The sequence below is a fragment of the Nonomuraea turkmeniaca genome (assembly GCF_005889735.1).
Classification (GTDB): Bacteria; Actinomycetota; Actinomycetes; order Streptosporangiales; family Streptosporangiaceae; genus Nonomuraea; species Nonomuraea turkmeniaca.
In genome coordinates this window covers 17,849-31,345 of sequence record NZ_VCKY01000125.1, presented here as the reverse complement: position 1 = coordinate 31,345, position 13,497 = coordinate 17,849, and the positions used below count along the sequence as shown (strand labels likewise).

The 13,497-nt window shown below is 68.4% G+C and carries 12 protein-coding genes; 5 read left to right on the top strand and 7 right to left on the bottom strand.

Annotated features, from left to right (window positions below; genetic code table 11):
* The coding region (gene treY, locus ETD86_RS31275) for a malto-oligosyltrehalose synthase (protein WP_138670161.1) at positions 1 to 1,893 on the bottom strand (1,893 nt) is incomplete at its 3' end.
* Positions 1,886 to 3,979 carry a glycogen debranching protein GlgX gene (glgX, locus tag ETD86_RS31270; protein ID WP_138670159.1) on the bottom strand — a complete coding sequence of 698 codons (2,094 nt, stop codon included), beginning with the start codon at positions 3,977 to 3,979 and terminating at the stop codon, positions 1,886 to 1,888. The genes glgX and treY, both read right to left, overlap by 8 nt.
* Before the next feature lie 174 nt (positions 3,980 to 4,153).
* Here glgX and mscL point away from each other — a divergent pair, with 174 nt between their 5' ends.
* The 5 genes from mscL (at position 4,154) to ETD86_RS31245 (ending at position 7,698) form a co-directional block, all read left to right on the top strand.
* Positions 4,154 to 4,573: a large conductance mechanosensitive channel protein MscL gene (mscL, locus tag ETD86_RS31265; RefSeq protein ID WP_138670157.1), complete on the top strand. Its 420-nt coding sequence runs from the start codon at positions 4,154 to 4,156 to the stop codon at positions 4,571 to 4,573.
* A 60-nt stretch (positions 4,574 to 4,633) separates the two neighbouring features.
* Complete coding sequence (locus tag ETD86_RS31260; RefSeq protein ID WP_246148484.1) at positions 4,634 to 5,209, top strand: hypothetical protein; 576 nt, start codon at positions 4,634 to 4,636, stop codon at positions 5,207 to 5,209.
* Positions 5,210 to 5,250: 41 nt separating this feature from the next.
* Positions 5,251 to 5,571 carry a hypothetical protein gene (locus tag ETD86_RS31255; RefSeq protein ID WP_138670156.1) on the top strand — a complete coding sequence of 107 codons (321 nt, stop codon included), beginning with the start codon at positions 5,251 to 5,253 and terminating at the stop codon, positions 5,569 to 5,571.
* Between the two features lie 109 nt (positions 5,572 to 5,680).
* A complete protein-coding gene (locus ETD86_RS31250; RefSeq protein ID WP_138670154.1) occupies positions 5,681 to 5,974 on the top strand; it encodes an MTH1187 family thiamine-binding protein in 294 nt (97 codons plus the stop codon).
* Between the two features lie 128 nt (positions 5,975 to 6,102).
* Complete coding sequence (locus tag ETD86_RS31245) at positions 6,103 to 7,698, top strand: FAD-dependent monooxygenase (RefSeq protein WP_138670152.1); 1,596 nt, start codon at positions 6,103 to 6,105, stop codon at positions 7,696 to 7,698.
* A 1-nt stretch (position 7,699) separates the two neighbouring features.
* Here ETD86_RS31245 and ETD86_RS31240 read toward each other — a convergent pair whose 3' ends face one another.
* From ETD86_RS31240 to ETD86_RS31220, 5 genes are all read right to left on the bottom strand, one after another.
* A complete protein-coding gene (locus ETD86_RS31240) occupies positions 7,700 to 8,377 on the bottom strand; it encodes a uracil-DNA glycosylase (RefSeq protein ID WP_138670150.1) in 678 nt (225 codons plus the stop codon).
* A 69-nt stretch (positions 8,378 to 8,446) separates the two neighbouring features.
* Complete coding sequence (locus tag ETD86_RS31235) at positions 8,447 to 9,820, bottom strand: M1 family metallopeptidase (protein WP_138670149.1); 1,374 nt, start codon at positions 9,818 to 9,820, stop codon at positions 8,447 to 8,449.
* 64 nt (positions 9,821 to 9,884) lie between these two features.
* Complete coding sequence (locus ETD86_RS31230; RefSeq protein ID WP_138670147.1) at positions 9,885 to 10,784, bottom strand: carbohydrate ABC transporter permease; 900 nt, start codon at positions 10,782 to 10,784, stop codon at positions 9,885 to 9,887.
* Complete coding sequence (locus tag ETD86_RS31225) at positions 10,781 to 12,157, bottom strand: ABC transporter permease (RefSeq protein WP_138670145.1); 1,377 nt, start codon at positions 12,155 to 12,157, stop codon at positions 10,781 to 10,783. Before ETD86_RS31225 ends, ETD86_RS31230 begins: the two co-directional genes overlap by 4 nt.
* Positions 12,158 to 12,169: 12 nt before the next feature.
* Positions 12,170 to 13,492 (bottom strand): ABC transporter substrate-binding protein, encoded by a 1,323-nt coding sequence (locus tag ETD86_RS31220; protein WP_138670143.1) that lies wholly within the window; start codon positions 13,490 to 13,492, stop codon positions 12,170 to 12,172.
* Positions 13,493 to 13,497: the final 5 nt, after the last annotated feature.

The window sequence follows — 13,497 nt, the reverse complement described above, 5'->3', positions numbered from 1 at the left end:
CTCCGCCCCCAACGGCCGGTACGGCGCCGCGCCCCCGAGCCGCCGGCGCAGCCGCAACGCCTGCGTGGTGACCAGCAGCTTGGCCGCGTCCCACGAGGTCTCCGGCTTGCACGGGTACGTCACAGGGCGCCGGTTGTCGGGATCGACCAGCGAGAAGTCGGTCGTCTCGTTGCCCTGGTACACGTCGGGCACTCCGGGCATCATGAGCTGCACGAGCTTGGCGCCGAGCGAGTTCGACATCGCGAAGGGCTCGATCCGCTCGGTGAACTCCCCGACCGGCAGCCGCACGGCGGCCTCGGCGAACTCCCGCAACCCCCGCTCATAAGACGGATCCGGATTTATCCAGGAAATGGCGGTCTTCGCCTCGCGGGCCGCCTTGAGCAGGTAATCCGTGAACCGGTCGACCGAGATCGGCCACGCCGCCATGAGGTTCTGCCATGCCAGGTAGTCCAGGTGGGGATCGAACCGCACGGCCGACGACCACCGCGCCACCGCCGCCGCCCATTCCTCCGGCATCTCGGACAACACCGACAGCCGAGCCCGCACGTCCTCCGACCGCTTGGTGTCGTGCGTGGACAACGTGGTCATCGTGTACGGCAGTAGCTCGGCGCAGAAATCGTGGAAGTCCGCCACCGAGACCCCGAACGCGTCCGGCTCCCCGCCGACCTCGTTGAGGCAGGCCAGCGGGTACCACCGGTAGAGCGCCGTGTCCTCGACACCCTTGGCCATGACGGGCCCGCACGCCTGCTGGAAACGCACGATCGACTCGGCGGAGCCGTACAGGACCTCGCGGACGAGCGGCTGCACGGCGGGGGAGCAGGCTTCGGCGGCCAGCTCGACGATCTCGACCGACTCGGGCGGCGGCGGCTCGCCGGGCACCACGTACGCGCGGTAGACCGGCATCGCGGCGAGCAGCTCCCGCACCGCGTCGGGCGTGCAGGAGGCGGCCTTGGCCAGCCGGTTGACCTCGGCGCCGAAGAACAGCTCCAGGACCTCCCGCTTGGCCTGGGCCATCACCGGGCGGTATTCGTCCGGTTGCCCGGTCAACGAGGTGAAGAGCCGGACGAGCGGCTCCTTGCCCGCCGGGTCGACGAACAGCCCGTTGACCCGGTTGAGCACGTCATAGCCGGTGGTGCCGTCGCAGGACCAGTCGCCGGGAAGCCGTTCGGGCCCGATGAGGATCTTCTCGACGACCGTCCAGGTCTCGCCCACCCGGGCCCGCAGCCGGTCCAGGTAGCCACGCGGATCTGCCAGCCCGTCCGGGTGGTCCACCCGCAACCCGTCCACCAGCCCCTCGTCGAGCAGCCAGAAGATCACCTCGTGTGTGGCGAACAACACGGCCGGGTCCTCGACCCTCAGCCCGATCAGCGTCGACACGTCGAAGAAGCGCCGGTACCCGGGCCCCTCGCGCCAGTCGACCAGCCGGTAGTGTCCGGGATGGGGGAAGGCGTGCTCGTGGTAACGCAGCACGTCGCCATCGACCACGGGCGGCGTGTCGTCCCCGAGGACCGGCAGCGCCACCTTCCCGTCCACCCACTCGATGTCGAACCAGCTCGCGTACGGTGAATCCGGCCCGTCTTTTAAGACCGACCAGAACTGGGCGTTCACCGTGTTCATGTGGTTCGGCACGATGTCCACGACCACGCCTAGGTCGTGGGCGGCCAGCTGCTGCGCCATCTCCCTGAACCCGCTCGCACCGCCGAACTCCTCCCTGATCCGGGAGTGGTCGGTGACGTCGTAGCCGTGCCGCGATCCTGGCGTGGACTGCAGGATCGGCGACAGGTAGACGTGGCTCACGCCCAGGTCGCGCAGGTAGCCGGCGATCTCGGCCACCTGGTCGAAGCCGAAGTCCGGGGTCAGCTGCACCCGGTACGTGGACGCCGGCCTAGACACGGCGCAGCACCCGTACGCTGCGGCCGGGCACCGCGATCGCCTCGCCGCCGCGGCACATCCGCGCGTCGAGCATGATCGGCATGGCGGTGTCGATCTCCGTGTGCCACATCTCGCCGTAGTCCTCGGGGATGGTGAACTTGATCGTGTCGTAGTGGGCGTTGAACAGCAACAGGAACGAGTCATCCCGGATCGGCCGGCCGCGCCGGTCCGGCTCGGTGATGGCGTCACCGTTGAGGAAGACGGCCAGCGACTTGGCATACCCGACGGTCCAGTCGCTGTCGGTCATCTCCTCCCCGGAGGGGGTGAGCCAGGCGATGTCGTTCTGGCCGCGAACCGGCTTGCCGTAGAAGAACCTCCTGCGCCGGAACACCGGATGTTTCTTCCGCAGCGCCGCCAGGCTCTGCGTGAACTCCAGCAGCAGCCAGTTCTCCCGCACGTCCGACCAGTCGACCCAGGTCAGCTCGTTGTTCTGGCAGTAGCCGTTGTTGTTGCCCTTCTGCGTGCGGCCCAGCTCGTCGCCGTGGGAGAGCATCGGCACGCCCTGGGACAGGAACAGCGTGGTGAGGAAGTTGCGTTTCTGCTGCTCGCGCAGCGCTTCGACGGCGATGCCCGCCGGGCCTTCCTCGCCGCAGTTCCACGACCTGTTGTCGTCGGTGCCGTCCCGGTTGCCCTCCTTGTTCGCCTCGTTGTGCTTGTTGTTGTACGAGACGAGGTCCTGCAGGGTGAAGCCGTCGTGGCAGGTGACGAAGTTGATCGACGCGGCGGGCCGGCGGCTGTCGTCCTGGTAGAGATCGCTCGACCCGGTGAACCGTGACCCGAACTCGGGCAGCGTGGCCGCCTGCCCGCGCCACAGGTCGCGGATGGTGTCGCGGTAGCGCCCGTTCCACTCGGTCCACCGGGACGGGAAGTTGCCGACCTGGTAGCCGCCGGGCCCGACGTCCCACGGCTCGGCGATGAGCTTGACCTGCGACAACACGGGGTCCTGCTGCACCAGGTCGAAGAACGCGCTCAGCCGGTCCACCTCGTGCAGCTCCCTGGCCAGCGTCGAGGCGAGGTCGAAGCGGAACCCGTCCACGTGCATCTCGATGACCCAGTACCGTAGCGAATCCATGATCATCTGAAGGACGTGCGGCGAGCGCATGAGCAGGCTGTTGCCCGTGCCCGTGGTGTCGACGTAGTAGCGCTTGTCGTTGTCGACCAGCCGGTAGTAGTTGGTGTTGTCGATTCCCCTGAAGCCCAGTGTCGGCCCCAGATGATTGCCCTCGGCGGTGTGGTTGTAGACGACGTCCAGGATCACCTCGATGCCGGCCTCGTGCAGCCCTCTGACCATGGCCTTGAACTCCAGCACCTGCTGGCCGCGCTGCCCCTGGCTGGAGTAGCGGTTGTGCGGCGCGAAGAACCCGATCGAGTTGTAGCCCCAGTAGTTGGACAGGCCACGCTGCTCAAGGATGTGGTCGGTGACGAACTGGTGCACCGGCATGAGCTCCAGCGCCGTCACGCCGAGCTTGGTGAGGTGGTCGAGGATCTCGGGGTGGCCGAGCGCGGCGTAGGTGCCGCGCAGGTGCTTGGGGATCTTGGGGTGGCTGATCGTCAGCCCGCGCACGTGGGCCTCGTAGATCACGGTGTCGTGGTACGGCGTGGCGGGCGGCCGGTCGTGGCCCCAGCCGAAGAACGGGTTGATCACCACCGAACGCGGCACGTACGGGGCCGAGTCCAGGTCGTTGCGGGTGTCGGGCTGGCCGAAGCGGTAGCCGTACACGGCCTCGTTCCAGGTCACCCCGCCCTCGATGGCCATGGCGTACGGGTCGAGCAGCACCTTGGCGGGGTTGCACCGCAGCCCGCGCGCCGGATCGTACGGACCGTGGATGCGGTAGCCGTACCGCTGGCCCGGCCCGATGCCGGGCAGGTACCCGTGCCAGATGAACCCGTCCACCTCGCTGAGCGGCACCCTCGACTCGACGTTGTCCTCGTCGAACAGGCACAACTCGACCTTGTCCGCGACCTCGGTGTAGAGCGAGAAATTGGTTCCGGCCCCGTCATAGGTGGCTCCGAGCGGATAGGGGTCTCCCGGCCAGATCTCGATCATCGAGGCTCCCTTGCGGTCTCTCCCCATGTTCTGTCCCCCCGCTCAGCCGGACAACCCGGGCGTTGCCGAACCTCCTTCTTCCTTCCCACCCTCACCACATCGTTACTCCAGCTAAAGGGGGTTCAGCCGCACCCATGCGTTTGCGGCGCCGGTTCCCGGCAACGTGGCGCAGTCATGAGCGGCTTCAAGCAGTTCTTACTCCGTGGCAACATCGTCGAGCTCGCGGTGGCCGTGATCATCGGCGCCACGTTCAGCGGTCTGGTGCAGGCGTTCGTCAGCGACCTCGTCACCCCGTTGATCGGCGCGGTCACCGGCGGCAGGCAGCCGAACTTCGCCGACTACTCCTTCACGATCAACGGCAGCCGGTTCAGGTACGGCGATTTCCTCAACCACCTCCTCACCTTCTTGATCATCTCGGCCATCGTCTACTGGCTGATCGTGGCCCCGATGACCAGGCTGATCAGCCTGTTCGACCGGGACAAGGCGGCCGCGACCAAGCAGTGCCCGGAGTGCCTCAGCGACATCCCCGCCGAGGCCCGGCGCTGTGCCCACTGCACGTCCGAGCTGGTGCCTGAGTCGGAAAAACCCAGGTAGTCACCCGCTTACCTGGCCCTGTGGCGCGCGGTCGCGGAGCGGGTTGGAGAAGATGGACCGATGAGCGTTGAGTTGATGGTCTGGGACGAGCCGGTGCCGATCAGCAGGGACCAGGCCCGCGCCGCCTACCTGGCGGTCAAGCGGACCGAGCCGGTGGCCGGGGACGTGCCCGACGTCGCCAAGGAGTTGCCGGGGGAGGTCACGGTCTATCCGGGGCACGTGCTGGTGACGATGGATCTGGACACGATGGACGAGGTGTCCGCGCAGGTGTTCACGATCGCGCGGGCGCACGGCCTGGTCTGCTACGACCCTCAACGCGACCTCGTGCACAACGTGGCGCCGCTCGGCGTCTACGAAGGCATGCAGCTGCACACCGGGGACGGGATGATCGTGCACGATCCCGACCTCGGCTTGGTGCACGACGTGCTGGCCACGTTGTCCCCGCAGAACCCGTTCGTCGCCCTGGTGAGTTTCGGCCGCCATTTCCTGCAGGTCTCACCGGGGTACGAGCTGGAGTACAAGGAGGGCACGCTCCTGCGCACGATGATGCCGGAGCTGGAGGAGGTGCGGCAGGCGTTCCACGAGTACGCCACCGGCGAGCGCGGGTTCCTGACCCGCCACGCGTGGTCGTCGTGAGCAGAGCTCCTGGCCACCGCGACACCACTAACATCGTCGCCATGAGTGATGAACCGAAGTTCCTGCGCCTCACGGTCGAGCTGACCGTCGAGGTGCTTGACATGGACGCGCTGCAGGCGGCGGCGCTGGCCGAGATCCGGCACCCCGACGCGGACCTCACCGAGGAGGAGCGCACGGAGCAGGCCGAGCTCGTCAACGCCGACGACTCCGGCGCCTCGGCGCTGCAGTGGCTGATCGAGCCGGACCACGTGCTGGGGCTGGTCGACCACATCGCCGAGATCGAGCCGCGTGAGGCCGTGCTCGGGGTTGAGCCGTCGGAGGGGCCCAGCGAGGAAGAGGAAGAAGAGCACGATCACGTGTGACCAGCACGTGAGCGGGTTCGGCGGCGGCCACGGCGTTCGGAGGCGTCGTGGCTTTTCGCATGTCGCTCGATAAGATCGAAACCCGTATCCGCAGCCGTAAGGGACCGCAGTGATCGTCGCATTCTCCATCACCCCGCTGGGCGTCGGCGAGGGTGTCGCCGAGCCCGTCGCCCGCGCCGTCAAGGTGGTCCGCTCCAGCGGCCTGCCCCACCGGACGGACGCGATGTTCACCACGATCGAGGGCGAGTGGGACGAGGTCATGGACGTCGTCAAGCGGGCGGTGGAGGCGGTGGCGGAGGTGGCTCCCCGGGTGAGCCTGGTGCTCAAGGCCGACGTGCGGCCGGGGATCACGGACGGCATGACCTCCAAGATCGAGTCTCTCGAACGCCACCTGTCGGAGTAAACCTCCATCGGCCCGCAGCGGGCCATCAGGCCGCAACTCGCGATATATCTTGACTCTCTCCATCGACGCGACATATCGTGTCGTCGACCGATAGACGCGATAGTACGCGTTCCCGGAGGTGGAGAGCAATGGAGCAAGAGCGAGTGCCGGTCCTAGTGGTCGGCGGTGGATACGCGGGGCTGAGCGCGGCGCTGCTCCTGGCCTGGCGTGACGTGCCGGTCATGCTGGTCGAACGGCACCCGAGCACCTCGATCCAGCCCAAGGCCTTCGGTGTCGGACCGCGAGCGGTCGAGCTGCTGCGTCCCGTGCCCGGCATCGAAGAGGCCCTGAGTGACATCTGGACCGGCATCGGCGAAAACATGCGCATCGCGATCGCCAAGAGCCTGGCCGACCCGGATCCGCACATGATCATGAGCGACGAGCGCGAGGAGCTGGCCTTCCTGGCCGGCATCACCCCCGCCAAGACCGTCGGCGCGCCTCAGGCGGAGATCGAGCGCCTGCTGCGCCACAGGGCCGAGGAGCTCGGCGCCGACCTGCGATTCTCCACCGAGCTGCGCTCGCTGGAGCAGGACGCGGACGGCGTGACCGCGCTGATCCGCACCGCCGGCGAGGACCGCCTGGTACGGGCCGACTACGTCGTGGCCGCCGACGGCTACCGCAGCCCGCTGCGGCGGCTCCTGGGCGTGCCGGCCTCGGGCAAAGGCGAGCTGGGGCAGATGTGCTCGATCATGTTCGACGCCGACCTGTCCGGCCTGGTCCGCGACCGCGAGGTCACCCTCTGGTACCTGCGGAACGACGTCTTCACCGGCGTGATCGTGACCGGCACCGGCGTGGGCGCGCACGTGCTCGGCGTCAACCTCGCGGAGGGCGAGGGCGAGGCCGACTTCCCCGACGAGCGCTGCGCCGAGCTGGTCCGCGTCGCCGCCGACCGGCCCGATCTGGACGTGCGGGTCCTGGACAAGACGACCTTCGCCATGGCGCACGTGCTGGCCGACACCTACCAGGCCGGGCGGGTGTTCTTCGCCGGGGACGCGGCCCACACCATGCCGCCGACCGGCGGGCAGGGCGGCAGCACCGCGCTTCAGGACGGCTGCGACATCGCCTGGCGGCTCTGGCTGGTCCTCACGGGGCAGGCCGGGCCCGGCTTCCTCGACACCTACGACGCCGAACGCCGCCCCATCGGCACGCTGACGGCCGACGCCCAGCTCGCCAACCTCGGCGTACGCATGCCTCCCGCGGCCCGCGTCGGCTATCCGGAGCCCCTGGAAGACCCGATCGGCGCCCTCATCGGATACCGCTACCACTCCACGGCGATCCTGGACGAACCCGGCGACGACGGCTCGATCCTGGAGGACCCCCGCGTGCCGAACGGCCGGCCGGGCAGCCGCGCCCCGCACGTGGTGCTCGACTGGGAGGGCCAGCGCATCTCCACCATCGACCTGTTCGGCTCCGGCTTCGTCCTGCTGGCCGACAAGGAAGGGGGCCAGGCGTGGATGGACGCCGGGCGCCTGATCAAGGAACGGCTCGGGGTGCAGCTCACGCGCCTGCTGATCGGTGAGGAGCTCGTGGACGCGGAAGGCTGCTGGCGGGACAGGTACGGCGTCAGCGGGGGCGGCGCCGTCCTGGTCCGCCCGGACGGGTACGTGGCCTGGCGCTCCCCGGACGCCGACCCGGACCCGCCCGCCACTCTCGAGCGGGCCCTGCGGCGCGTACTGAGCCGGTGACCTAAGGGAGCTTCCACTCCACAGGCGCCGCGCCCTGCTGGGCGAGCAGCTCATTGGCCCGGCTGAACGGCCGCGAGCCGAAGAAGCCGCTACGCGCCGACAGCGGGGAAGGGTGGGCGGACTCGATGCGCGGCACGTCGCCGAGCATCGGCGCGAGGTTACGCGCGTCGCGGCCCCACAGGATGGCGACCATCGGCTTGTCGCGCGCCACCAGGGCACGGATGGCCTGCTCGGTGACCTGCTCCCAGCCCTTGCCCCGGTGCGAGGCCGGCTTGCCCGGCATCACCGTGAGCACCCGGTTGAGCAGCAGCACGCCCTGCTCCGCCCACGGTGTCAGGTCGCCGTTGGCGGGGCGCGGCAGGCCGAGGTCGGTCTCCATCTCCTTGTAGATGTTGACCAGGCTGCCCGGCAAGGGCCGCACGTCAGGAGCCACCGAGAACGACAGCCCGACCGGGTGGCCCGGCGTCGGGTAGGGGTCCTGACCCACGATCAGCACCTTGACCTCGTCGAAGGGCTGGCTGAACGCACGCAGGACGTTGCCGCCCGCGGGGAGGTATTGCCTGCCTTCGGCGATCTCCTTGCGCAGGAACTCGCCCATCAGGGCAATCTGCTCGGCGACGGGCTCAAGCGCTGTGGCCCATCCGGCTTCGACGACTTCGTGCAGTGGACGACCGGCCATGGCCGATGAGCTTATCTAGGTCTGGTACGGCTTGAAGCCGAAACGGCGGTTCGCGCCGTACCAGAATGATCACACTGTCGGTTTGCCGGGCTTGAAGAGCCAGGCCTCGAAGAGGGCGTCGAGCTGCTTGCCCGACACCCGCTCGGACAGGGCGACGAAGGCGGCCGTGTCGGCGTTGCCGTACTTGTAGTCGCTCGCCCACGCCCGCAGGATCGCGAAGAAGGCCGGGTCACCGACCTCGAGCCGCAACACGTGCAGGGTCATCGCGCCGCGGTCGTAGACGGGGTCGTGGAAGAGGTTCTCCGGCCCGCCGGGGTCGGCGGGCGGGCTCTGCCAGAACTCGTCCTCGGCCGGCGTGGCGTAGGCCGCGTCGAAGGCGACCTGCACGGTACGGGTGCCGAGCTTGTCCAGCCACAGCCACTCGGAGTACGTGGCGAAGCCCTCGTTGAGCCAGATGTCGCGCCACAACGTCGGCGTCACCGAGTCGCCGAACCACTGGTGCGCCAGCTCGTGCGCCAGCAACGACTCACTGGGCACCCGCGGGTAGACGGGCCGCGTCTGGGTCTCCAGCGCGTAGCCCACCTCCGGCGCGTGGTCGATGATCCCGCCGGTCGAGGAGAACGGGTACGGGCCGAAGATCGAGCTGAAGTAGTCGAGCACCGGCGGGTGCCGCTCGGGGAAGCCCTTCGCGTCACCGGCGAGCTTGGGATCCACCGCGGTGGTCACGCGGTAGCCGCCGATCCTGGCGTCGGCGAACTCGAACTTGCCGATCGTCACCGTGGCCAGGTAGCTGGCCATCGGCTCCCGGGAGTCCCACACGGAGGTGGTGTGCCCGCCCTTCGACCACTTCGCCACCAGGTCCCCGTTGGCCACCGCCACCCGGCTGCTCGGCACGGTCACCGTGAACCGGTGGGTGGCCTTGTCGGTCATGTGGTGGTTGCCCGGGTACCAGGTCATGGCGCCCTGGGGCTCGTTGACGTTGTAGACGCCGTCGCTCGTCTTGATCCACCCGTCCAGCGAGCCGTCGGGGTCGACGACGTGCACGGGCCTGCCGTCGTACCGGACGACGACGGAGAAGTCACGGCCTGAGCCGAGGCTCCTGGCGGGCGTGACCACCAGCTCGTTGCCGCTCTGTGCGAACACGGCGGGCCGGCCGTCGACCGTCACGGACCGCACCGAGAGTGTGCTGACGAGATCCAGGTTGAAGCGGCTCAGCGCCTGGGTGGCCCGGGCGGTGATCTTGGTGACGCCGGTGAGCCGGCCGGACGACGGGTCGTAGTCCAGCGAGAGGTCGTAGTGACCGGCGTCGTAGCCGCCGTTGCCCTGGCCGGGGAAGTACGGGTCGCCCGCGCCCGGCGCGCCGGGGGTGCCGTCGTGAGCGAGGGCGGGGGAAAGGGGTAAGAGGATGAAGGCTGTTGCGGTGAGAGCGAGAAGACGCTTCATGAAGAGGCATCGGAGCCGGGAAAACGGACGTTACGGGCGCCCGCGGCGCGGGCGCCCGTAACCGTCACTTCACCGAGCCGGCCATCATGCCCTGGACGAAGTACCGCTGGAACGCGAAGAACAGGATCAGCGGGATGATCAGCGACAGGAACGCGCCGGACGAGAGGATGTCCACGTTCGACCCGAACTGCCGCATCTGGGACTGCAGATACTTGGTCATCGGCTGGTTTTCGGTGTTGGCGAAGACCAGCGCGATGAGCATGTCGTTCCACACCCACAGGAACTGGAAGATGCCCAGCGAGGCGATGGCGGGCTTGCCCAGCGGGAACACCACCGACACGAAGATCTTCCACTCCGAGGCCCCGTCCATCCGCGCCGCCTCCAGCAGTGAAGCCGGGATGCCGACGAAGAAGTTACGGAGCAGGAAGATCGCGAACGGCAGCCCGAACGCCACGTGGAACAGCACCACTCCCGGGATCGAGCCGAAGATCCCGGAGGCTCCGTAGAGGCTGGCGACGGGGATCAGCGCGATCTGGATGGGCACGATGAGCAGGGCGACCACGACGAGGAACGCCGCGTCGCGCCCGGGGAAGTCCATCCACGCGAACGCGTAGCCCGCCATCGCCGCGATGCCGATCACCAGGACCGTGGTGGGCACCGTGATCAGCGCGGTGTTCCAGAAGGACGCGGTGAAGCCGCTGCCCAGCAGGTTCTGGTAGTTCTGGATGGTCAGCTCGGCGGGCTTGGTGAAGACCGTCCACCAGCCCTCGGCGTTGTTGACCTTCGTGGTCCGCATGGAGACGACCAGCAGGCCCAACGTCGGCACCAGCCAGAACAGGCCCAGCAGCACCATGATGACCTGGACGGCGCCGCTGCCGAGCCGGTCCACGATCTTGCTCAGCACACCCCGGCGCGGCGCGCCGGTCTCCAGCCCAGTGGGCGCGGTGGCGGTCGCGGTGGTCATGTGTTCTCCCTTCTGAACCGGCGAATGTTCATGATCATGAAGGGAAGGACCAGAACCAGCAGGAGAATGGCGAGCGCGCTGCCCAGTCCCTGGTTGTTCCCGCCGCCGAACGACACGCGCCACATCTCCAGCGCGACCACGTTGGCCTGCGGCTGGACCGAGGCCGGTGCGATGATGAACACCAGGTCGAACACCTTCAGGGTATTGATGATCATCGTCACGAAGACGACGAGGAGGACCGGCGACAGCAGCGGCACCGTGATCTTGCGGAACACCTGCCACTCCGTGGCGCCGTCGATGCGGGCCGCTTCCAGCGCGTCCCGCGGGATCGCCGCCAGCCCCGCCGCGAGCAGGACCATGGCGAACCCGGCCCACACCCAGACGAACGCGCCGATGATCGCCGGAGTGATCAGCGTCGGGCCGAGCCAGGTCAGCCCGCCGTAGGACGCCTGGAAGTTCGACTGCGGCAGCCGCACGGTGTAGGAGCCCGCGGGCAGCCCGTCGAAGCGGAACGAGCCGTCCTCGGCGGTCGTCGCGGTCGCGGCGACCTGGCCGTTCTGGACCGCCTCGACGGTCATGCCGGGCAGCCCTGTCTCGGAGGGATCGACCGCGCCGCTCTGGCCGCCGCCGCCCCGCGTGAAGTCGAGCCACACGGTGCCCGACAGCCCGCCGCCGGCCGCGGGGGCCTTGGCCGGCTGCGCGTTGGCCGGGACGAGTTGCGGGTTGACGCCCACGATCGGGACGAGCACCGGCTGGCCGGCCTGGACCGCCTGCTTGGTGACGACCGCGCCGTTCTGGTCGGCGACCTGGGATTGGTCGCCTTCGCGTGGACGGGCCTCCGGGTAGCCCTGCGAGGAGGCGAACGTGTCGTGCACGGTGGTCAGGATGGCGTTGGCCAGTCCCTTGTCGGGGTTCTCCTCGTACACCAGGCGGAAGATGACGCCGGCGGCCATCAGCGAGACCGCCATCGGCATGAAAACGATCAGCTTGAACGCGGTCGCCCATTTGATGCGTTCGGTCAGCACCGCGAAGATCAGGCCCAGTGTGGTGACCACGATCGGCGCGATGACCACCCAGATGAGGTTGTTCCGGATCGTGGTGAGCGTGCCGGAGTCAGTGAAGATCGTCGTGTAGTTGCCCAGGCCGACGAATCCGGTGCCGTTCGCGTCGAACAGGCTGCGGATCAGCGAGTAGACGATCGGGTAGACCACCCAGATTCCCAGCAGCAGCGCCGCCGGGAGGAGGAAGGCGATCGCGACCGCCGCCGAGGGGCCGAGGCGTTGTTTCGTTCGGGGGGTTTCAGCCGGTCCGGTGGCGGGCCCGCCCGCGGAAACCGCGGGCGGGACCTTCGGGCCGTCCAACCGTTCGGTCACGGCCTTACCTCTTTACTTCCAGGCCTTCTTGGCCTCGGCTTCGAGCGCCTCCTGGGCGCCCTTGATGTCGGTCGGCTTGCGGACGAAGTCCTGCAGGACCTTCCACTCGCCCTTGCCATCGGTGCCGCCGAACGCGCTGGGTGCCAGGTCCGACATGTCGTAGCGGACGGCGTCACCGGCCGAGACGATCGTCTGCCCGAGCTGCTTGGTCAGCTCGTCCGGGTAGTTGTCGGGAGAGACGTTCTTGTTGGGCGACAGGTACCCGGGCAGCTTGGCCCAAATCTCGCCGCCTTCCTTGGAGGCCAGGAACTGCAGCAGCGCCATGGCGCCGGGCGAGTCCTTCATCGCCACCGCGACGTCACCGCCGAGCACGACGGGAGCCGTGTCACCGGCCTTCGGGAACGGGAAGTACTTCGCGTCCTCGCCGACCTTGGCGCCCGACTGCACGGCCTCGACGGCCACGAAGTCGGCCTCGATGACCATGGCGGACTTCTTGGTGCTGTAGACCTTGCTCACGCAGGTGGGGAAGTCGGTCTGCATCGTGCCGGAGGTCCCGTCCACCAGGAACTCCTGCTTGCCGACGAGCTGCTGGATCTTCTCCAGCGCGGTCGTCACGGTCGGATCCGTCCACGGGATCTCGTGCTTGGAGAGCTTGTCGTAGTTCTCCGGGCCCGCGGTGGACAGGTAGACGTTCTCGAACAGGTCGGTCAGCGTCCAGCCGGAGGCGCCGCAGAGCGAGAACGGCGGCGTGCCGGAGTCGGCGATGGCCTGGGCGTTCTTGACGAGCTCGTCCCAGGTGGTCGCCGGCTGCACGCCGGCGTCGTCGAACGCCTGCGACCGGTACCAGACCAGCGACTTGTGCGCGGCCTTGATGAGCACGCCGTAGACCTGGCCGTCGGCGGAGCCGAGCTCCTTCCAGTACGGCGTGTAGTTGGTGTCGATCTCGGCGGTGACGGCGTCGGTGAGCGGCTTGAGCGCCTTCTGCTCGACGTACTGCTGCACCAGACCCGGCTGCGGCAGGATGGCCACGTCCGGCGGGCTGCCGGCCTGGATGCGCGGGCCGAGGAAGGCGCCGGTGTCCTCACCGGTGGAGGCGTAGGTGACCTCGGCGCCGGTCTTGTCGGAGAACGCCTTGAGCACTTGCTCGAAGTTCTTCTGCTCCGCGCCGGTCCACTTGGCGGCGACTTCGAGCTTCACGCCTTGGAGAGTCTTGGCACCGGCGGTCGCCGGGGCGGACTCCGATGCTGTGGGCTGCGTCGTCGTCGGTGCGTTGCCGCAGGCGGCGACTGCTAGCGCGAGTCCTGCCAGAATCGCTGCTGCACTGCCTTTTCGCATGGCTG